We start from the raw sequence: 19,438 nt of genomic DNA on the forward strand, positions 1-19,438 counted from the left end.
CTGACGACCAACTGGACGGGACGCGCTGACCCATGCGACCGAAGGCAGTGATCATCGGGCCGCCCGGCTCGGGCAAGACCACGATCGGCGGCGCGCTCGCGGACCGGCTCGGCGTCCCGCTGCGCGACACCGACGCCGACGTCGAGCGGGCCGCGGGCAAGCCGATCGGCGAGATCTTCATCGACGACGGCGAGGAGCGGTTCCGCGAGCTTGAGGCCGCCGCCGTCGCGGCGGCCCTCGCCGAGCACGCGGGCGTCGTCGCGCTCGGCGGCGGCGCGGTCCTCGCGGCGCGGACGCGGGAGCTGCTCGCCGGGCACACCGTCGTGTACCTGAAGGTCGGGCTGTCGGAGGCGATCAAGCGGGTGGGGCTCGCGTCGGCGCGGCCGCTGCTCGTGCTGAACCCGCGCAGCCAGATGCGCAAGCTGCTGGCCGAGCGCCTCCCGATCTACGAGCGGCTCGGCACGGTCGAGGTCGACACCGACGGGCGCGAGCCCGCCGAGATCGTCGAGGAGATCGCGAAGGCCCTGGAGGGCACGGCGTGACCCGGTCGCGGGTCCACGTGGGCGGCCCCGAGCCGTACGACGTCGTGATCGGGACGGGCGTCCTCGGCGAGCTGCCCGGCATGGTCGGCGACCGCGCGCGGGCCGTCGCGGTCGTCCACGCCGAGGGGCTGCCGCAGATCGCGCACCCCGTCTGCCGGGTGCTCGAACAGGCCGGGTACGCCGTGCACGCGCTGCCCGTCCCGGACGGCGAGGCGGCGAAGGAGGTCGGCGTCCTCGCCGGGCTGTGGTCGTCGTTCGCCCGGCACGGCATGACGAGGACGGACGTGGTCGTCGGCGTCGGCGGCGGCGCCACCACCGACCTCGCCGGGTTCGCGGCGGCGTCGTGGCTGCGCGGGGTGCGGGCGGTGCTCGTCCCGACGACGCTGCTCGGCATGGTCGACGCGGCGGTCGGCGGCAAGACCGGGATCAACGTCCCGGAGGGCAAGAACCTCGTCGGCGCGTTCCACCCGCCGGGGGGCGTCCTGTGCGACCTCGCGACGCTGATGACGATGCCGCGCGAGGACTACGTCAGCGGCCTCGCGGAGATCGTCAAGGCCGGGTTCATCGCCGACCCGGCCATCCTCGACCTGGTCGAGGACGACCCGAGGGGCGCCGCGTCCCCGGACGGCCCGCACACCCGCGAGCTGGTCGAACGCGCCATCAAGGTCAAGGCGGACGTGGTGTCGGCAGACCTGAAGGAGAGCGGGCTCCGGGAGATCCTGAACTACGGGCACACGCTCGCGCACGCCATCGAGAAGGCCGAGGACTACCGGTTCCGGCACGGCCACGCCGTCGCCATCGGCATGGTGTACGCCGCCGAGCTGGCCCGCCTCGCCGGACGGCTGCCCGCCGACGTCGTCCGGCGGCACCGCGACATCCTCTCCTCCGTCGGCCTGCCCGTCTCCTACGCCGCCGACTGGGCGGGCCTGCGCGCCACGATGACCGTCGACAAGAAGGCGCGCGGCACGACGCTGCGCTTCGTCGTCCTCGACGGCGTCGCCAAGCCCGGCCGCCTGGAAGGGCCGGACGAGGAGCTCCTTGCGGCGGCTTACAGGGAGGTCTCCAGATGACGCGTGTGTTCGTGCTGAACGGGCCCAATCTGCGGCGGCTCGGGATCCGCGAGCCGGACAAGTACGGGACGACGACCTTCGACGAGCTGGCCGCGCTGTGCCGGGACGCGGGCCGCCGCCTCGACCTGAGCGTCGAGGTCAGGCAGACCGACGACGAGGCCGAGATGCTGCGCTGGGTGCACGAGGCCGCAGACGGGCGCATCCCGGTCGTGCTGAACCCGGCCGCCTTCACCCACTACTCCTACGCGCTGCGCGACGCGCTCGCCCAGCTCACCGCCCCGCTGGTGGAGGTGCACATCACGAACCCGGCGGCGCGCGAGGAGTTCCGGCACACCTCCGTCGTCGCGGGCGTCGCGACCGGGACGATCGCCGGGTTCGGGACCATGTCCTACGTCCTCGCCCTGCAGGCCGTCGCGGAGCTGACCGCCGAGAACGCCGCGTCCCAGCCGTCCTAGCGCGCTCTAGGTCTCCTCGGCGGCGCGCCGCGCCATCTCCTTGAGCTCGGCGACGACGTCGTCCAGCGGGGCGACGTCGCGGTGGGCGCGGCACAGGATCGTCGCGCCCTCGACGGCGGCGACGATCAGCCGGGCGAGGCGGGCGGCGCGGTCGTCGGGGACGCCCGCGTTGCCGAGCCCGGTGGCGAGCGTGTCCTCCCAGCGCCCGAACGCTGCCGCCGCGGCGGCGGCGAGCTGCGGCGCGTCGTCGTGGCACTCGACGGTGACGGCGACGACGGGGCAGCCCGCGCGGAACCCGCTCTTGATCAGCACCTGCCGCCACCAGCCGACGAACGCGTCCACGGCGGACGCGGCGTCGCCGCCCTCGGTGGCCGCGAGGATGCCCGCGTTGAGGAAGTCGCCCGCGTACCGGACGGCCTCCTCCGCGAGCTGCGCCTTGCCGTCCGGGAAGTGGTGGTAGATCGACCCGCGCGGCGCGCCGCTGTGCGCGATGACGTCGCGGAACCCGGTGCCGCTGTAGCCGCGCTCGCGGAACAGGTAGGCGGCGCTGCGGACCATGCGTTCCCGGCTGTCCCTGCCCATGGCCCCGATTATGACATTCATCATATGGTCTGCGCGTTGCCCATGACGGACGTCATAGCGATCGCCCGATATGACGGACGTCATGCCGAGGCCGCCGGGGCGCCGTGCGCTACCCGCGAGTAGGGTCGGGGCGGGCACGGACGAAGGAGACCCTCGTGATCGACCTCCAGCGCGACGGAGACGTGTACGTCCTGCGGTTCGACGCGGGCGAGAACCGCTTCGGGCCGGACTTCCTCGGCGCCGTCGAGGACGCGCTCGACACCGTCGCGAAGAACGGCGGCCCCGGCGCGCTCGTCACCGCCGGGACCGGCAAGTTCTACTCCAACGGCCTCGACCTGGACTGGCTCGGCGGCCACCGGGACGAGTTCGAGCCCTACCTGAGCCGTGTCCACGCCCTGTACGCGCGGCTCCTGACGCTGCCGATGCCGACGGTCGCGGCGGTCAACGGGCACGCGTTCGCGGGCGGCGCGATGCTCGTCCTCGCCCACGACTTCGCCGTCATGCGGACGGACCGGGGCTACTTCTGCCTGCCCGAGGTCGACCTCGGGATGAGCTTCACGCCGGGGATGAGCGCGCTGATCAGGGCCCGGCTGCCGGCCGCCACGGCGCACGAGGCGATGATCACGGGGCGCCGGTACACGGCGGAGGAGGCGCGGGCGGCGGGGATCGTCCAGCGGACCGCCGCCGAGGACGGCGTGCTCCCGGCCGCCGTGGAACTGGCCGCGTCCCTCGCCGCGAAGAACGGGGCGGTCGTCGGCGAGATCCGCACCGGCATGTACGGCCCGGCCCTCGCCGCCCTGAACGGCCCCCCGCTCGGCTGACCCGCTCGGCTGACCCTGCCGCGCGGCGGCGGGGGCCGCGTAGGTTACCGTCGGCTGGAATCGGATTCGGTTAGGGAGGGACGCCGATGCGCATCGGGATGGCGCTCAGCTACTCCGGCGGTTTCAAGGAGACCGTCGAGGAGCTGGCCGACTACGAGAAGGCCGGGCTCGACATCGTCTACGTCGCGGAGGCCTACAGCTTCGACGCGGTGAGCCAGCTCGGCTACATCGCCGCCAAGACCGAGCGTGTCGAGATCGCGTCCGGGATCCTGAACATCTACTCGCGGACGCCGACCGCGATGGCGCAGACCGCCGCCGGGCTCGACTACGTCTCGGACGGCCGGTTCACGCTCGGCATCGGCGCGTCCGGGCCGCAGGTCATCGAGGGCTTCCACGGCGTCCCCTACACCGCGCCGCTCGGCCGAACCCGCGAGATCATCGAGATCTGCCGCAAGGTGTGGCGGCGCGAGCGCCTCGAACACGACGGCAAGCACTACAAGCTGCCGCTGCCCGCCGGGGAGGGCACCGGCCTCGGCAAGGCGCTGAAGATCATCAACCATCCGGTCCGCCCGGACATCCCGATCATGGTCGCCGCGATCGGCCCGAAGAACGTCGAGCTGACCGCCGAGATCGCCGACGCCTGGGAGCCGATCTTCTACCTCCCGGAGAAGGCCGCCGACGTCTGGGGCGCCTCCCTCGCCGCGGGCCGCGCGAAGCGCGACCCGGCGCTCGGCGAGCTGGACGTCGTCGGCCAGGCCACGCTCGCGATCGGCGACGACGTCCAGGGCTTCCTGGAGTTCGGACGCCCCATGGCCGCGCTCTACATCGGCGGCATGGGCGCCAAGGGCAAGAACTTCTACAACGACCTCGCCCGCCGGTACGGCTTCGAGAAGGAGGCGGAGGAGATCCAGGACCTCTACCTCGACGGCAAGAAGGACGAGGCCGCCGCCAAGGTCCCGTACGAGCTGCTGGAGAAGATGTCGCTGATCGGTCCGGAGGGGCACGTCCGGGAGCGGCTCGCCGCGATGCGCGAGTCCGGCGTGACGACGCTCAACGTGACCCCGGTCGCGGGCGACCACAAGAGCCGCCTCGCCCTGATCGAGAAGGTCAAGGAGATGGCCGCCGACGCCTGACCGGGTGGACGCGCCTGACCGCGGCGGGGCGGGGCCGCGCCCGCCCTCCCCGCCGCGCGGACGATGATCTAAAGTCCTCGGCATGGGGGAGACGCACCTCGCGCGGCGCCGCCGGCTGGCCGCGCTCGCCGCCGAGCGGGGCGCCGGCGCGCTGCTCGTGACCAGGCTCGTCAACGTCCGCTACCTGACCGGGCTCGCCAGCTCGCGGGCGGCGCTGCTCGTTCCGGCCGACGGCGAGGCCGTCCTCGCCACCGACGCGCGCTACGCCGGGACGGCCGAGCGGGTCTGCCCCGACGTGCCGCTCGTCGTCGACCGGCACGTCGCCGAGGTGCTGACCGCGCGGGCCGCCGAGCGGGGCCTCGGCCCGCTCGGCTTCGAGGCCCACGACCTCACCGTCGAGCGGCACACCGCGCTGACCGGGCACGCCGACATCCCGCTCGTCCCGCTCGGGCACCTCGTCGAGGAGCTCCGCCGCGTCAAGGACGAGGCGGAGATCGGGCTGCTGCGCGAGGCGTGCGCCGTCACCGACCGCGCGTTCGAGGCCGTCCTGCCGGAGATCCGCGCCGGGGTCACCGAGCGGGCCGTCGCGATCGCGCTGGAGCGCGCGATGGTGGACTTCGGCGCCGAGGGGCCCGCGTTCGAGTCGATCGTCGCGTCCGGGCCGAACGGCGCCGTCCCGCACCACCGCCCCGGCGGCCGCGAGTTGGAGCCCGGCGACCTCGTCACCATGGACTTCGGCGCCCGGTACGGCGGCTACCACGCCGACATGACCCGCACGGTCGCGATCGGCGAGCTGGCCGGATGGCAGCGCGAGGTGTACGACCTCGTCCTGCGGGCGCAGCTCGCCGGGATCGCCGCCGCCGTCCCCGGCGCGGAGACGAAGGCCGTCGACGCCGCCGCCCGCGACGTGGTCGCGGACGCCGGGCACGGCGACGAGTTCACCCACGGGCTCGGGCACGGCGTCGGCCTGGAGATCCACGAGGCTCCGCTCCTCGGGTACGACGGGACCGGTAAGCTGATGGACCGGGTTCCGATCACCGCGGAGCCGGGGGTCTACCTCCCGGGCCGGGGCGGGGTCCGCATCGAGGACACGATCGTCGTCCGCGCGGACGGTCCGGAGCTCCTCACCACGACCACCAAGGATCTGCTCGTCCTCTAGGCGCGCGGGTCCGCGACCGGGAGAACAGCGCAGTGGCGACGACGAACGACCTGAAGAACGGCATGACGCTGAACCTGGACGGCCAGCTGTGGACCGTCCTGGAGTTCCAGCACGTCAAGCCCGGCAAGGGCGGCGCGTTCGTCCGCACCAAGCTCAAGAACGTCCTGTCCGGCAAGGTCGTCGACAAGACCTTCAACGCCGGCACCAAGGTCGACGTGGCCAGCGTGGACAAGCGGGAGATGCAGTACCTCTACCGCGAGGGCGAGGACTTCGTCTTCATGGACACCGAGACCTACGACCAGCCGCACATCCCCGCGACCGTCGTCGGCGACGCGGCGAACTACCTGCTGCCCGAGCAGAACGCCACGATCGCGTTCAACAACGAGAACCCGCTCTACATCGAGCTGCCCGCGGCCGTCGTCCTGGAGATCACGCAGACCGAGCCGGGGCTGCAGGGCGACCGCTCCACCGGCGGCAGCAAGCCCGCGACGCTGGAGACCGGCGCGCAGATCCAGGTGCCGCTGTTCATCACCACCGGCGAGAAGGTCAAGGTCGACACTCGCTCCGGTGAGTACCTCGGCCGCGGCTGATGGCCGCGCGGACCAAGGCACGCAAACTCGCGCTCGACATCCTGTTCGCCGCCGAGCTGCGGGAGGAGGAGCCGTCCGCGGTGCTCGCCGCGCGGGGCCGCCCGAACCAGGACGAGCTCGCCGAGTACCCGCACGCGGTCCGGCTGATCGAGGGCGTCCAGGAGCACCGCGACCGCATCGACGCGCTGATCGCCGAGTACGCGACCGGCTGGACGCTGGAGCGGATGCCCGCCGTCGACCGCAACGTCCTGCGCATGGGCGCCTACGAGCTGCTCTGGGTGGACGACGTCCCCGACGCCGTCGCGATCAGCGAGGCGGTCGGCCTCGCGACCGAGCTGTCCACCGACGAGTCCCCCCGGTTCGTCAACGGCCTGCTGTCGCGCCTCCAGCGGCTCAAGCCGTCCCTCACGCTGTGAGGGCGGCGGTCCGGTAACGGCGCGGTCCGGTAACGGCGCCGTCGCCCGCGGCCCGGCCGGGCGGCGCGGGCGGCTAGGCTGGGCCGGGATGAGCGACGTCAGGGGAGTGGCCGTGACCGGCCGGCAGCAGAAACGGGCGCGCGGCGGCAGCCGGGTGCGGAGCGCCGTGCTGTGGGACGCCCTGCGCACCGTCCTCGACCGGATCGCCCCCGAGGACGGGCCCGGCGAGGTCGTCGACGTCGGCGGGGGCACCGGCGGGTTCGCCGTCCCGCTCGCCGAGCTCGGCCACCGGGTCACCGTCGTGGACGCCAACCCCGACGCGCTCGCCGCGCTGGAGCGCCGCGCCGCCGAGTCCGGGGTGCGGGTCCGCGCGGTGCAGGGCGACGCCGTCGACCTCCCCGACCTGCTCGGCCCGGACGCCGCCGACCTCGTGCTGTGCCACAGCGTCCTTGAGTACGTCGACGACCCGGCCGCCGCGATGGCCGCGCTGACCTCGACCGTCCGTCCGGGCGGGTCGGTCAGCGTGCTGGTCGCCGGGCAGGTCGCCGCCGTGCTGCACCGCGCCCTCGCCGGGCACTTCGACGACGCCCGCCGGGTGCTGGCCGACCCGGCCGGGCGCTGGGGCGACGGCGACCGGATGCCCCGCCGCTTCACCCGGGAGACGCTGTCGGAGCTGGTGCGCGGCGCGGGCCTGCGGGTCGCCGAGCTGCACGGCGTGCGCATCTTCGCCGACCTCGTGCCGAGCGGCATGCTGGACGGCGACGCGGGCTCGGCCGAGGCGCTGATCGCGCTGGAGTCGGCCGCCGCCGTCCACCCGGTCCTGCGTGACCTCGCCACCCAGCTCCACCTCGTGGCGGACAAGCCAGCAGAATGACGCCGTGAGCCGCAAGCAGCAGCTTCACCGGCCGGGGCCGCAGCCGGGCCCGCCCGCCGACGACACCGGCTGCCACATCCTGCACGTCGACATGGACGCGTTCTTCGTCAGCGTCGAGCTGCTGGAGCGTCCGGAGCTGCGCGGGCGCCCCGTCATCGTCGGCGGGGCTGGGCCGCGCGGGGTGGTGTCGGCGGCGTCCTACGAGGCGCGGACGTTCGGCGTCCACTCGGCGATGCCGATGACGCGGGCGCGGCGGCTCTGCCCGCGGGCGGTCGTGCTGCCGGTGAGCCACGGCAAGTACGCGCGCGTCTCCGCCGCCGTGTTCGAGCTCTTCCGTTCGGTGACGCCACTGGTCGAGGGCCTGTCGCTGGACGAGGCGTTCCTCGACGTCGCGGGCGCCGGGCGGCGGCTCGGCCGCCCCGCCGAGATCGCCCGGCTGATCCGCGAGCAGGTCCGCGACCAGCAGGGCATCACCTGCTCGGTCGGGGTCGCCAGCACCAAGTTCGTCGCGAAGCTTGCGTCCACGCGGTGCAAGCCCGACGGGCTGCTCGTCGTCCCGGCGGACGGCGTCGTCGGGTTCCTGCACCCGCTGCCCGTCGCGGCGCTGTGGGGCGTCGGGGAGCGGACGGAGCAGGCGCTCACCCGCCTCGGCCTGCGGACGGTCGGCCAGCTCGCCGAGGTCCCGCTCGCCACCCTCCAGCGGGAGCTGGGCAACGCGCTCGGCGCGCACCTGCACGAGCTGGCGTGGGGGCGCGACCCGCGCGAGGTCGTCCCGCACACCCCGGACAAGAGCATCGGCGCCGAGGAGACCTTCGACACCGACGTCGACGACCCGGAGGTCATCCGCCGGGAGCTGCTGCGGCTGTCGGAGAAGGTCGGCGCGCGGCTGCGCGCCGGCGGGAACGCGGGACGCACGGTCAGCGTCAAACTGCGGATGGCCAGCTTCAAGACGATCACCCGCGCGCGGACCCTCGCCGAGCCCACCGATCTCGCCCGTGTGATCTATGTCACAGCCCGTGAGCTCTATGAGGGCGCCGGGCTGGAACGGGTACGACTGAGGTTGGTCGGGGTGCGGGTCGAGAACCTCCGCCCCGCCGGCGAGGCCCCCCGTCAGCTCACCTTCGACGAGCCCGAACACGGCTGGCGTGAGGCCGAGCGAGCCATGGACCAGGTCGCGCACCGGTTCGGCAGCGGCGCGGTCCGCCCCGCCGCGCTGGTCCGGCGCGCGGAGCCCGGTGACGGACGTGACGGCAGGGACGGGACGCGATGAAAGATGGCTGTGGGGTGACCGGCGCGGGGCCCTCGACGGGCCGTTCGCTTTCGTACGCTCGACAGTGCTCGTATTCTGGGCATATCACCGTTGACGTTCGCGTCCTGCATCGGAGACCCCGTCGCGGGGCTGTCGTTGGGAGGTGCCGTGCCGCTCTCTGAGCACGAGCAGCGCATGCTCGAACAGATCGAATCGGCCTTGTACGCCGAGGATCCGAAGTTCGCTCACGCGGTCCGCTCGACGAACCCGCAGGTCCACTACAAGCGGCGGATCGTCAAGGCGGCCTTCGGCTTCGTGGTCGGCGTCGGCGCCCTGATGGCCGGTCTCGTGATCAACCAGGGGTCCGTCACCATCGCGGTCAGCGTGACCGGCTTCCTGCTCATGGTCGTCTGCTGCGTCTGGGCGCTGACGAGCTGGAAGCGGATGACCGGAATCGGCACCGAGCCCGCCGCCCGGGGCGGCGGAGGCGGCGGCGGGCGGTCGGCGAGACCGGCCAAGGCCGGATTCATGGAGCGCATGGAAGAGCGCTGGCGCCGCCGCACCGAAGGCGACTGACGAAAGCCCCCTGGCCGCGCCGCCGGTGGACGTCCGGTAGCGGCGACAGGGGCACGGTTCTCTCCCGTCCCGGCCGTACGCGGGTTCCCCGCGGGGCCGGGACGAACTCTTTCCCGGGGCCGCGCGCTACCGGCGGCGGAGCCGGGCGGGCAGGTCGTTGAGGCGGGCGGTGACGTCCAGCGCGCGGTCGGCGGCCGTCCGCAGCGCCGTCCCGGTCTGCTTCATCGTGGACGGCGGCAGCAGCCGGGCCCGCCAGCGGGCGCGGCGGCCGACGGACGCGGCGAACGCCTCGCGGACCGTCCGGACGTCCGCGCGCAGCCGCTCCGCCGGCTCGGCGGACCGCGACAGCGAGTACCGGGCCAGTTCCTCGGCGCGGGCGATGCGGGTGAGGGCCTGCGCGCCCGCCTCGTCCAGTTCCAGCAGCTCGCCGAGCCGCCGCGCGGTGGCGCGCGGCGAGTCGCTCGCCCGCCATTCGAGCCCGTGGTCGAGCGCGTCGGCGCGCATCTCCCGCCACGCCGCGTGCGCGGCGCCCGCCGGGTCGTGCCCCGCCGCCGGGGCGGGCGCCCTCGGCCGCGGCTTCGGCGGCGGCGCCAGCGCGGCCCAGCGGCGGCGGCGCGTGAACATCCGCAGCGCCATCGGGACGGCGAGCAGCAGCAGGACCAGCACCCCGCCCGCGACCCACGGCGCCGCCGTGAACCCGCCGTTCCCGCCGTCCCGCCCGGCGGCGGCCTCCTCGCCGCCCTCGTCGTTGCGGTGCCGCGCGGACGGCGACGGCGCGGGGGAGTCGGTGTCGGTCGGGGACGAGGTGTCCGGCGTCTCGGCGGTGCTGCTCTCCGACCCGCCGCCGACGCTGACCGCCGGAAGGCTGTAGCCGGGCGCGACGGCGGTGCCCTGCCCGGCCGCGCCCGCCGGGGTCGGCTCGAACCGCACCCATCCGGAGCCCTCGAAGTACAGCTCGGGCCAGGCGTGCGCGTCCCGCGACCGGACGACCCACTCGCCCGGCCGGACCTCGCTGCCCGGTGTGTAGCCCATCGCGACCCGGGACGGGATGCCGAGGATCCGCGCCATCAGCGCCATCGACGCGGCGAACTGCTCGCAGTAGCCGCGCTTGCTGTGCAGCAGGAAGTCGGCGAGGTCGCCGCCGCGCTGCGGCGCGGGCGCGTTCAGGTCGTAGCTGAACCCGCCGGTCTGGGTGAACCAGCGCTGCAGCCGCACCGCCTGCGCCAGCGCCGACGACGACCCGGCGGTGATCTGCTGCGCGAGCTGCCTCACCTGCGGCGGGACATTGCGCGGCACCGCCGTGTAGTGCGCGACGACCTCGGTCGGGTAGGTGCCGGCGGCGGCGAGCTGCGCGGCCGTCGGCCGCGCCCGCAGGCTGCGCACGGTGTAGTCGCGCCCGCCCGCGGAGTCGCGCAGCGAGTACAGCATCAGCGACGGGCCGTGCACCCGCCAGTCGCCCTTGACCGACACGCGGGACGGCGCGTACGGCACCGGCAGGAACGTCATGTCCTTCACCGCGGACCGCACGTGCACCCTGGTCGTCACCTCGCGGACGGACGCGACCGACAGCCCCGGCGGGGCGGGCAGGTCCCGGCCGTCGAGCCGGTCCTTGGCGCTGCTCTGCAGCGGGCTGTAGGTCCACCGGTCGCCGTCGAACTTGTCGAGGGCGTAGAGGCGCAGGTAGTCGGGGCCGTCCGGGTCGTCGGTCTTGTAGGTGAGGACGATGGAGTCGTCCAGCCGGGTCAGCTCCCGCTTCAGGCTGACCAGCGGGTCGGGCGTCGTGACCGTCTGCGTGCCGCCGCCCGCGCCGCCGCCCATGCCGAGCATCCCGCGCGGCTGGAGCCCCGGCACGGCCGCGGGGACGAGCACCGCCACGGCGACCGCGCCGACCGCGATCCGGCGCCCGGACGCGGCGAGCGCCGCCGCGTCCGGCCGGACGGACGGCTCCTCCGGCGGCACCGCGCCCGCGAGGGGCACCTCCCGCTGGCGCTGGTAGGAGGTGACCATCCGCCCCCAGCCGCCGACCTGCTCGCGGGAGTCGGCCATCAGCAGGCCGAGGAAGCCGAGCGCGCCCGCGCCGAACGCCAGCCAGTTGACGCCGTCCTCGCGGACCGCGGCGGGCACGCTGTACATGGCGAGTAGCGGCAGGCCGGCGGGCGCGGCGCGGCGCAGCCGCACCGCGAGCAGGTCGACCAGCACGGCGACCAGCCCGACCCCGGCCGCGACCAAGAGCTCGATGCCGGGCAGCAGCGGGACGGGCGCGGCGTACCGGTTCGCCGCCAGCCAGCCGTTCTCGCCGAGGTCGACGAGGTGCCGCACCGACGCGGGCGAGGGCAGCACGAACCACGACTCGGCCGGCGCGTACGCGAGGTTCAGGTAGAGCAGCAGCCCGACCAGCCCGAACAGCAGGTTGACCGGCGCGGGGAGCCGCAGCCGCCGGGCCAGCAGCCCGGCGCCGCCGACCGCGAGCACCGAGCCGAACCCGGCCCAGAACCAGCCGCTGCGCTCGAACAGCGGGTAGAGGCCGAGGGAGCCGGCGAGCGTCGCGAGGCCCGCCATCACCGTGATCCGGAGTCTCATGCGCCGCCCTTGACGAAGTCCTCGCCGGTCCGTCCGGCCCGTCCCCACGCCCCGGCCAGCTCCGCCGCCGTCCGGACCGTCACCACCCGCCAGCCGCCCGCGCGCAGCAGCCCCGCCGCCGACGCCGCGGCCGGCTCCGCGGCCGGTTCGCCGCCGGTCGCGGCGGCCCGCGCGCTCTGCCCTTCGACGAGGACGGCGACGCACGTCCCGGCGCCGCGCCGCGTCGCCGCGACCGCCCGCGCCTCCTCCCGCGACAGCGCGCCGAACACCGCGACGACCAGCCCGTCGCCCTCGCGCGCCCCGCCCGCCCCGCCGCGCAGCGCGGCGATGCCCGCCGACAGCGACCGCGACGGCGACCGGCGCGCCACCGCGAGGGCGTCCAGCAGCAAGCCCTCGAACGCGCCCTCCGACGCGGTGGCCGGGAGCGTCTCGCCCATGTCGGTGACGTAGCGCAGGTTCATCCCCGTCCGGACGAGGTGCACCCCGACCGACGCGGTCGCCGACACCGCCTGCTCGAACGACCCGCCGGGCCCGTCGCCCCAGTGCGCGCTGCGGCGGGTGTCGAGGAACAGCGTGCCGCTGCTCTGGAAGTGCTGCTCCTCCCGCCGGACCATCAGCTCGCCGTGCCGCGCCGTGGACCGCCAGTGGACGCGGCGCAGGTCGTCGCCGTGCCGGTACTCGCGCGGGGTCACGTCGTCCTCGCCCGCGGCGGACACGGCGCGGGCGATGCTGTCGCCGCCGCCCGTCCACGCGCCGGACAGCCGCCCGGCCGGGAGCGCGACGATCGCGGGCGTCACCGTCAGCGTGTCGGACAGGCTGAACGACCGGACCAGCTCCACCATCCCGAACGGGTCGGCGAGCCGGACGGTCAGCGGCCCGACGCGGTAGCGCCCGCGCACGTCGGAGCGGATGCGGTAGCCGAGCTCACGCCTGCCGTGCGGCTCGATCCGGTCGAGCACGAACCGGGCCCGCCCGCCGAGCGCGTAGGGCACCCGGTCCTCCACCATGAGCAGCCCGCTCGGCAGCCGGGACACGTTCTCCAGCCGCAGGTCGACGCGGGACTCGCGGCCGACCGGCAGCCGCGCCGGGTCCAGCCGCCGCGCGCAGGCCAGCCGGTACCGCGTCCGCGACACCGCGAGCGTGCACAGCAGCGGCAGCACCAGCACCAGCACGCCCGCGCGCAGCAGGTCGCGCTCGCCGAGGACGAACGCGCACACGATCGCGGTCGCACCCGCCGCGACGAAGGACCGGCCGCGGGTGGTGAGACCGCCCAGCGCTCGTCTCAACGCTCACTTCCCAGGGGACGGAACCGGCAGACGTTTCACGAGGTCGGCCACGACCTGCTCGGGGCGGCGCCGGTCGACCTGCGCCTCCGCGGTCGGCAGCAGCCGGTGCGCGAGGACGGGGACGGCGAGGTCCTGCACGTCGTCGGGGACGACGTAGTCGCGGTCGTCGAGCGCCGCGTACGCCCGCGCGGCGCGCACGAGGTGCAGCGTCGCCCGCGGCGACGCGCCGAGCCGCAGCTCCGGGTGCCCGCGGGTGGCGCCGACCAGGTCGATGGCGTACTGCCGCACGGCCTGCGAGACGTGCTGCCCGCGGACGACCTCGATCAGGTCGCGGACGTCGGAGGCGTGTGCCACCGGGCTGAGCCGGTCGAGCGGGGACGCCTGCCCGTGCGTGTCGAGCATCTCCATCTCGGCGGCCGGGTCGGGGTAGCCCATCGAGATGCGGGCGGTGAACCGGTCGCGCTGCGCCTCCGGCAGCGGGTAGGTGCCCTCCATCTCGACCGGGTTCTGGGTGGAGATCACCATGAACGGCGGCTCCAGCTCGTAGGTGGTGCCGTCCACCGTGACCTGGCGCTCCTCCATGCACTCCAGCAGCGCCGACTGCGTCTTCGGGGACGCGCGGTTGATCTCGTCCCCGACCACGATGTTGGCGAACACCGGGCCCGGCTTGAACTCGAACTCGCGCAGCTCCTGGTTGTAGGCGCTGACCCCGGTGATGTCGCTGGGCAGCAGGTCGGGGGTGAACTGCACGCGCCGCACCGAGCAGTCGACCGAGCGCGCGAGCGCCTTGGCGAGCATCGTCTTGCCGACGCCGGGGACGTCCTCGATCAGCAGGTGCCCCTCGGCCAGCAGCACCGTCAGCGCGAGCCGCACCACCGCGGGCTTGCCCTCGATCACCGACTCGACCGCGTCCCGGATCTTGTTCGCGACCTGGACGAGGCCGTCCAGGCCCGGTCCCGACGCCGCGCGCGGCCGGCCGCCCCGCCTGGCAGTGCGGGAGGACGGGGGGTCGGTCTCCATGAACGACTCGCCGTGCGTGCCTACTGCCACCAAACCCTCCTCAACCGTCCGGCCGGGACGTGTGCTCGACGGCCCCCGGATCGGAGGCCGGTCGCCGCGCGGCCGGTGCGGCGCTCCGTGCGCTCGTCCAACCGACAGTACGTCGTCGGCGGGCCCGTCGCGATGTTCATGGTGAACGCGAGCCCATTGTGCTCCACGGGATCGGCCGCCGAGCCCCGCGCGCCCTCCACTTCACCCCACGTTCGCTCCGCGCCCTCCCGCCGCCGGTCCGTTCCGTTCTCCGGGATGAACGGCGGATGAGCCATTTCCGGCCGTTTTCCCGGATCGCGGCACGCGGACGGCGCGCGCCGCGCCCCCACTCCGCACCACCCCCTCTGAGCTGGGGATACGTCCGCAGAATCGGCCTCTGGAACGTGTTTTTCTTGTTGACGGTGGGGAAGAGTGGAGTAGAGTGGGGCGCCGTGGGGAGCGGTTGCGCCCCCCGCGGCGCGGGAGGTGGGGCCGGTGTTCCTCGGCACCCATTCACCGCGTCTCGACGACAAGGGACGACTGTTCCTGCCGGCGAAGTACCGCGAGGAGCTGTCGGGGGGATTGGTGATCACGAAGGGCCAGGAACGCTGCCTGTACGTCTTCCCCATGGCGGAGTTCCAGCGGATTACCGAGGCTCTGCGTGCCGCGCCCGTCACCGAGAAGGCCGTGCGGAGCTACAGCCGGGTCTTCTTCGCCAGCGCGTCCGACGAGGTGCCCGACAAACAGGGCCGCGTCACGATACCGCCGCCGCTGCGCAAGTACGCGGGGCTCACCCGCGACTGCGCCGTCATCGGAGCCAACACGCGCTTGGAGATCTGGGACGCCCAGGCCTGGGAGACCTACCTGGAGCAGGAGGAGGAGACGTTCTCCGACGTCTCGGAGGAGGTGTTGCCAGGGATCCTCTGAGGAACGACTCGTCGGTCCGATGACCGGCAATGGCCCACGTTCGGCCAGGTCTCCAGCCGCTCTCCTAGCCATCTGGCGCAGCTTCCCCGGCGCCAGGCGGCGACCCCCGCGCAACGTCGCGGTGAACTTCCTCCAGGGCAGCGGATGGGGACCTGGCCGGGCGAGGCCGCCGCCGGGGGGTTTCGGAATCGGTCGTCCGGCCGGCGATGCCACGCAGTCCGCGAGCTAGGTGGCAACAGTACTGGGGGTGGAGCATGGACGTGGGAGACCACGCGCCCGAGAACCGGGGGCCCGCGAGCGGCCACGTGCCGGTCATGCTCGACCGCGTCCTCGCGATCCTCGCCCCCGCGGCGCTCGCGGTCACCGGCCGCGACCCCGTGTACCTCGACGCCACGCTCGGCATGGGCGGTCACGCCGAGGCGATGCTGCGGGAGGTCCCGCGGCTCCGGCTCATCGGCCTCGACCGCGACACCACGGCGCTGGAGCGATCCGCCCGCAGGCTCGCCCCGTTCGGCGACCGCGTGACGCTCGAACACGCCGTCTACGACGAGATCCCGGCGGTGCTGCGTCGGCTCGGCGTCCCCGCGGTGGACGCCGTCCTGTTCGACCTCGGCGTCTCCTCCCCGCAGCTCGACGAGGGCGAGCGCGGCTTCGCCTACTCCTACGACGCGCCCCTCGACATGCGGATGGACCGCACCCAGCGGCTCACCGCGGCGGAGGTCGTCAACGGGTACCCGCCCGCCGAGCTCGCCCGCATCCTGCGCGAGTACGGCGAGGAGCGCTTCGCCCAGCGGATCGCGTCGGCGATCGTCCGCGAGCGCGAGCGCGCGCCGCTGGAGACCACCGGGCGGCTCGCCGAGCTGGTGCGCACGTCCATCCCGGCCGCGACCCGCCGCACCGGCGGCAACCCGGCCAAGCGCACGTTCCAGGCGCTGCGCATCGAGGTCAACGGCGAGCTGGACATCTGGAGCCGGGCGCTGCCCGCGGCGCTGGACGCGCTCCCGGTCGGCGGCCGGATCGCCGTCCTCAGCTACCACTCCCTGGAGGACCGGCTCACCAAGCGGGTCCTCGCCGCCCAGGCGGCCGACACCACCCCGCCGGACCTGCCCGTCCCGCTGCCCGAACACGAGCCGAGGTTCCGGCTTCTAACACGCGGGGCGGAACTGCCGTCCGACGAGGAGACCACGACCAACCCACGGGCCGGATCGGTGCGGCTCCGCGCCGCCGAGCGCGTCCGGGAGGCGACATGACGACGATGAGCACGCGGCCCGCGAAGGGCAAGGCGAAGCGGGCCCGGCGGACGGCCGCCGAGCCCGCGGCCGTGCGGCCCCGGGCCGCGACCGGCGCCGCGGCGACCAAGCCCGCCACGAAGCCGACGCCCAAGCCCGCCGCCAAGACCGCGACCAAGCCCGCGACCAAGCCCGTTACCAAGGCCGCGGCGAAGCGGGCCTCCGCCGCGGGCACGGCGGCGGCGCGGCCGGCGGCGGTGCGGCGGGCCGCGCCGCGCGCGCCGTTCGTGCTGCTCATCGTCGGGCTGCTCGGCGGCGCCCTGGTGAGCCTGCTGCTGCTGAACACCGTCCTGGCGAAGGACGCGTTCACGCTGTCGCGGCTCCAGCAGAGCAACAAGCAGCTCGAACAGCAGCGGCAGGCGTACGAGGCGGACATCGCCCGCGGCGGGTCCCCGGAGGGGCTGTCGAACAAGGCGAAGGCGCTCGGCATGAAGCAGGCCGACGACATGGCCTTCTTCAACCCCGACACCGGGCGGACGGGGGGCGGCACCGTCCAGCCCGTCCCGCGCGAGGCCGCCGCGGCGGCGGGCGCGGCGGGCGTCGTCGGCGTGCCCGGAACCGTGGTGCCGGGCGACGGCGTGCCGCCGTCCGTGCTCGGCGGGGCCGGAACCGGAGCGCCGTGAGCGGGCGCGGCGGGGAGCGGGGGGCACGGTGACGAAACGGCCGGGACGCGGGACCCCCGGGCCTCCGCCCGGCCGGGGACGCGGCTCGGACGGCGCGGGACGGCCGGGCACGAAGGGCAGCGCCGCCCGCCGTCCCGCGCGCAGCGGCATGATCCCCGTCCCCCGCAAGGACGCGCCGCGCGAGGACGCCCCCCCGAAGAAAGGGCCCCGCAAGGACGCGCCGCGCGCGGAGAAGGCGCGCAAAGAGACGGCGCGTAAGGAGACGGCGCGGAAAGACGCCGCGCAGAAGCAGAAGGGGACGGCGCGCGAGGACGCGCGGACCGGGCGGGAGAAGAAGGCGCCCCAGCGGAAGGCCGCCGCGTCCGGCCGGGGCGGGACGGCGCGCACCGCCCCCGCCCGGCCGAAGGGCGGGGGCGGCGGTCCGCGCGGTCCGCGCCCCGGGGCGGGACGGCGCCCCCCGGCCCGCCCCCCGAAGCCCCGCGTCCCCTTCCACCGGCGCGACCCGCTCAAGCGGCTGAACGTCGGCCTGCTCGTCATCGCGTTCGTGCTGTCGCTGTTCGCGGGACGGCTCGTCCAGCTCCAGACGATCGAGTCCGGCAAGTACACCGCGCAGGCGATGCAGATGCGGCTGCAGCGGATCGACCTGCCCGCCGTCCGCGGCGACATCACCGACGCGCAGGGCCATCCCCTCGCCATGACGGTGGAGGCGCGGGCGATCTACGCCGACCCGTCGCTGATCAAGCCGGAGCGGCGGCAGCAGGTCGTCAACGCGCTGGCGCCGACCCTCGGGCTGAACCCGGCGACGGTGCTGAAGCAGATCAGCAAGACGCGCACCCGGTTCGTGTACCTGGCGCACGGCGTCCGGCCCGACCAGGCCCGGCTGATCATCTCGTGGGACCTGCCCGGTATCGGGACGCGCCTGGAATACCGCCGCGAATACCCCAACGATTCGCTGGCGGCGGGCGTCATAGGTTTCGTGAACGACACGGGGAACGGCGCCGCCGGCCTGGAGAGCTCGCTGAACGGCGTGCTCGCCGGGCGCGCGGGCTGGCAGCGGGTCGAGATCAGCCCGGAGGGGCAGCACATCCCCATGGGGGAGGACCAGAAGGTCCCGTCCAAGCCCGGGCGCGGCGTCCGGCTCACCCTGCAGCGCGACCTGCAGTTCATGGCGCAGCAGGCGATCGAGAAGCAGGTGCGGGACACGCGGTCGCAGAGCGGCAGCGTCATCGTCATGGACCCGCGCACCGGACGGCTCCTCGCCATGGCGTCCGCCCCCGGCTTCGACCCGAACCGCTACGGCGAGTCAGGGCGGAGGCTGTGGGGCAGCCCGCTGGTGCAGGAGTCCTACGAGCCGGGCAGCACCGGCAAGGTCGTCACGGCCGCCGCCGTCATGGAGCACGGCGGCGTCACGCCGCACACGCCCTACACCGTCCCTGACCGGATCAGCAGGTACGACCGCGTGTTCAACGACTCGCACCGGCACGCGCCGGAGCGGCTGACGTTCGCGGGGGTGCTCGCCAAGTCCAGCAACGTCGGCACCATCCTCGCCAGCGAGAGCATCACGCCGCAGCGGCTCTACCAGACGCTCCGCGACTTCGGGTTCGGGCAGAAGACCGGCCTGCCGCTGCCGGGGGAGACGCCGGGCCTGCTCAGCGCGCCCGCGAAGTGGTCGGGCACCGACCGCTACCCGATCGCGTTCGGCCAGTCGATGTCGGTCAACGCGGTGCAGATGGCGAGCGTGTACGCGACGATCGCGAACGGCGGCGTCCGCGTCGCGCCCACCCTCGTCGAGGGCACCGTGGGCGACGACGACCGGTTCACCCCGGCGCCCGCGCCGCGCCGCAGCCAGGTGATCAGCGCGCGGACGGCCCGGCAGATCAGCGACATGCTGGAGGGCGTCCCGACCGCCGAGGGCACCGCGCCGAAGGCGCAGATCGAGGGCTACCGCGTCGCGGGCAAGACCGGCACCGCCCAGATCGTCAACCCGCGCTGCGGCTGCTACAAGGGCGGCGGCTACACCGCGTCCTTCGCCGGGTTCGCCCCGGCGGACGATCCGCGGCTGGTCGTGCAGGTCGTCCTGCAGAACCCGAAACGGGGCAGCCACTATGGTGGCGATGCGGCGGCCCCCGTCTTCAAGGACGTGATGAGCTTCGCGCTTCAGTCCCAGCGGATCCCGCCGACGGGGAGCAGGCCGCCTACCGTCCAGATCCACGCCCGAGACTGACCGCAGCGAGTAC

General features: G+C 74.4%; 19 protein-coding genes. 15 read left to right on the plus strand and 4 right to left on the minus strand.

Annotation, left to right across the window (positions count from 1 at the left end):
- Positions 1 to 32 precede the first annotated feature (32 nt).
- The 3 genes from ACH01S_RS03390 to aroQ are packed head-to-tail and all read left to right on the plus strand — an operon-like array spanning position 33 to position 2,067.
- Complete coding sequence (locus ACH01S_RS03390) at positions 33 to 542, plus strand: shikimate kinase (protein ID WP_067885160.1); 510 nt, start codon at positions 33 to 35, stop codon at positions 540 to 542.
- The gene (gene aroB, locus ACH01S_RS03395; RefSeq protein WP_067885163.1) at positions 539 to 1,612 is read left to right on the plus strand and encodes a 3-dehydroquinate synthase; all 1,074 of its coding nucleotides are present in this window, start codon (positions 539 to 541) and stop codon (positions 1,610 to 1,612) included. Before ACH01S_RS03390 ends, aroB begins: the two co-directional genes overlap by 4 nt.
- On the plus strand, positions 1,609 to 2,067 hold the full coding sequence (aroQ, locus tag ACH01S_RS03400; RefSeq protein ID WP_067885165.1) for a type II 3-dehydroquinate dehydratase: 459 nt from the start codon (positions 1,609 to 1,611) through the stop codon (positions 2,065 to 2,067). The genes aroB and aroQ overlap by 4 nt, the downstream gene beginning before the upstream one ends.
- A gap of 6 nt (positions 2,068 to 2,073) precedes the next feature.
- On the opposite strand, the gene ACH01S_RS03405 is transcribed toward aroQ, so the two are convergent.
- Entirely contained in the window at positions 2,074 to 2,649 is a 576-nt protein-coding gene (locus tag ACH01S_RS03405; protein WP_067885168.1) for a TetR/AcrR family transcriptional regulator, read from the minus strand.
- 155 nt (positions 2,650 to 2,804) lie between these two features.
- Between ACH01S_RS03405 and ACH01S_RS03410 the strand changes: the two genes are divergently transcribed.
- The 8 genes from ACH01S_RS03410 to ACH01S_RS03445 all read left to right on the plus strand — a co-directional run bounded on the left by ACH01S_RS03410 (position 2,805) and on the right by ACH01S_RS03445 (position 9,467).
- Positions 2,805 to 3,470, plus strand: a complete 666-nt coding sequence (locus ACH01S_RS03410) for an enoyl-CoA hydratase-related protein (protein ID WP_067885170.1) — start codon at positions 2,805 to 2,807, stop codon at positions 3,468 to 3,470.
- Positions 3,471 to 3,556: 86 nt separating this feature from the next.
- The gene (locus tag ACH01S_RS03415) at positions 3,557 to 4,603 is read left to right on the plus strand and encodes an LLM class F420-dependent oxidoreductase (protein WP_067885172.1); all 1,047 of its coding nucleotides are present in this window, start codon (positions 3,557 to 3,559) and stop codon (positions 4,601 to 4,603) included.
- A gap of 82 nt (positions 4,604 to 4,685) precedes the next feature.
- A complete protein-coding gene (locus tag ACH01S_RS03420) occupies positions 4,686 to 5,762 on the plus strand; it encodes a M24 family metallopeptidase (protein ID WP_067885174.1) in 1,077 nt (358 codons plus the stop codon).
- A 32-nt stretch (positions 5,763 to 5,794) separates the two neighbouring features.
- Positions 5,795 to 6,352: an elongation factor P gene (gene efp, locus ACH01S_RS03425; RefSeq protein WP_067885176.1), complete on the plus strand. Its 558-nt coding sequence runs from the start codon at positions 5,795 to 5,797 to the stop codon at positions 6,350 to 6,352.
- The gene (gene nusB, locus ACH01S_RS03430) at positions 6,352 to 6,768 is read left to right on the plus strand and encodes a transcription antitermination factor NusB (RefSeq protein ID WP_067885178.1); all 417 of its coding nucleotides are present in this window, start codon (positions 6,352 to 6,354) and stop codon (positions 6,766 to 6,768) included. Before efp ends, nusB begins: the two co-directional genes overlap by 1 nt.
- Before the next feature lie 88 nt (positions 6,769 to 6,856).
- Positions 6,857 to 7,642, plus strand: a complete 786-nt coding sequence (locus ACH01S_RS03435; RefSeq protein ID WP_067885180.1) for a methyltransferase domain-containing protein — start codon at positions 6,857 to 6,859, stop codon at positions 7,640 to 7,642.
- 4 nt (positions 7,643 to 7,646) lie between these two features.
- Entirely contained in the window at positions 7,647 to 8,912 is a 1,266-nt protein-coding gene (locus ACH01S_RS03440; protein WP_067885182.1) for a DNA polymerase IV, read from the plus strand.
- Between the two features lie 147 nt (positions 8,913 to 9,059).
- The gene (locus ACH01S_RS03445) at positions 9,060 to 9,467 is read left to right on the plus strand and encodes an SCO2097 family morphological protein (RefSeq protein WP_067885184.1); all 408 of its coding nucleotides are present in this window, start codon (positions 9,060 to 9,062) and stop codon (positions 9,465 to 9,467) included.
- 126 nt (positions 9,468 to 9,593) lie between these two features.
- Here the strand turns inward: ACH01S_RS03445 and ACH01S_RS03450 are convergent, their stop codons facing one another.
- Genes ACH01S_RS03450 through ACH01S_RS03460 form a run of 3 tightly spaced genes read right to left on the minus strand, consistent with a single transcriptional unit; the run spans position 9,594 to position 14,353 of the window.
- Positions 9,594 to 12,047 (minus strand): transglutaminase TgpA family protein, encoded by a 2,454-nt coding sequence (locus ACH01S_RS03450; RefSeq protein ID WP_067885186.1) that lies wholly within the window; start codon positions 12,045 to 12,047, stop codon positions 9,594 to 9,596.
- Complete coding sequence (locus tag ACH01S_RS03455; RefSeq protein ID WP_067885188.1) at positions 12,044 to 13,333, minus strand: DUF58 domain-containing protein; 1,290 nt, start codon at positions 13,331 to 13,333, stop codon at positions 12,044 to 12,046. Before ACH01S_RS03455 ends, ACH01S_RS03450 begins: the two co-directional genes overlap by 4 nt.
- Before the next feature lie 3 nt (positions 13,334 to 13,336).
- On the minus strand, positions 13,337 to 14,353 hold the full coding sequence (locus ACH01S_RS03460; protein WP_083980249.1) for an AAA family ATPase: 1,017 nt from the start codon (positions 14,351 to 14,353) through the stop codon (positions 13,337 to 13,339).
- A 504-nt stretch (positions 14,354 to 14,857) separates the two neighbouring features.
- Here ACH01S_RS03460 and mraZ point away from each other — a divergent pair.
- The 4 genes from mraZ (at position 14,858) to ACH01S_RS03480 (ending at position 19,425) form a co-directional block, all read left to right on the plus strand.
- Positions 14,858 to 15,289, plus strand: coding sequence for a division/cell wall cluster transcriptional repressor MraZ (mraZ, locus tag ACH01S_RS03465; RefSeq protein WP_067885190.1), 432 nt, complete (start codon positions 14,858 to 14,860; stop codon positions 15,287 to 15,289).
- 254 nt (positions 15,290 to 15,543) lie between these two features.
- Positions 15,544 to 16,539 (plus strand): 16S rRNA (cytosine(1402)-N(4))-methyltransferase RsmH, encoded by a 996-nt coding sequence (rsmH, locus tag ACH01S_RS03470; protein ID WP_067885192.1) that lies wholly within the window; start codon positions 15,544 to 15,546, stop codon positions 16,537 to 16,539.
- The gene (gene ftsL, locus ACH01S_RS03475) at positions 16,536 to 17,201 is read left to right on the plus strand and encodes a cell division protein FtsL (protein WP_067885194.1); all 666 of its coding nucleotides are present in this window, start codon (positions 16,536 to 16,538) and stop codon (positions 17,199 to 17,201) included. The genes rsmH and ftsL overlap by 4 nt, the downstream gene beginning before the upstream one ends.
- Before the next feature lie 514 nt (positions 17,202 to 17,715).
- A complete protein-coding gene (locus tag ACH01S_RS03480) occupies positions 17,716 to 19,425 on the plus strand; it encodes a peptidoglycan D,D-transpeptidase FtsI family protein (RefSeq protein ID WP_502687044.1) in 1,710 nt (569 codons plus the stop codon).
- The last annotated feature ends 13 nt before the right edge of the window (positions 19,426 to 19,438 follow it).

Origin of the sequence: Actinomadura chibensis NBRC 106107 (assembly GCF_001552135.1) — a bacterium.
GTDB classification, from domain to species: domain Bacteria; phylum Actinomycetota; class Actinomycetes; order Streptosporangiales; family Streptosporangiaceae; genus Spirillospora; species Spirillospora chibensis.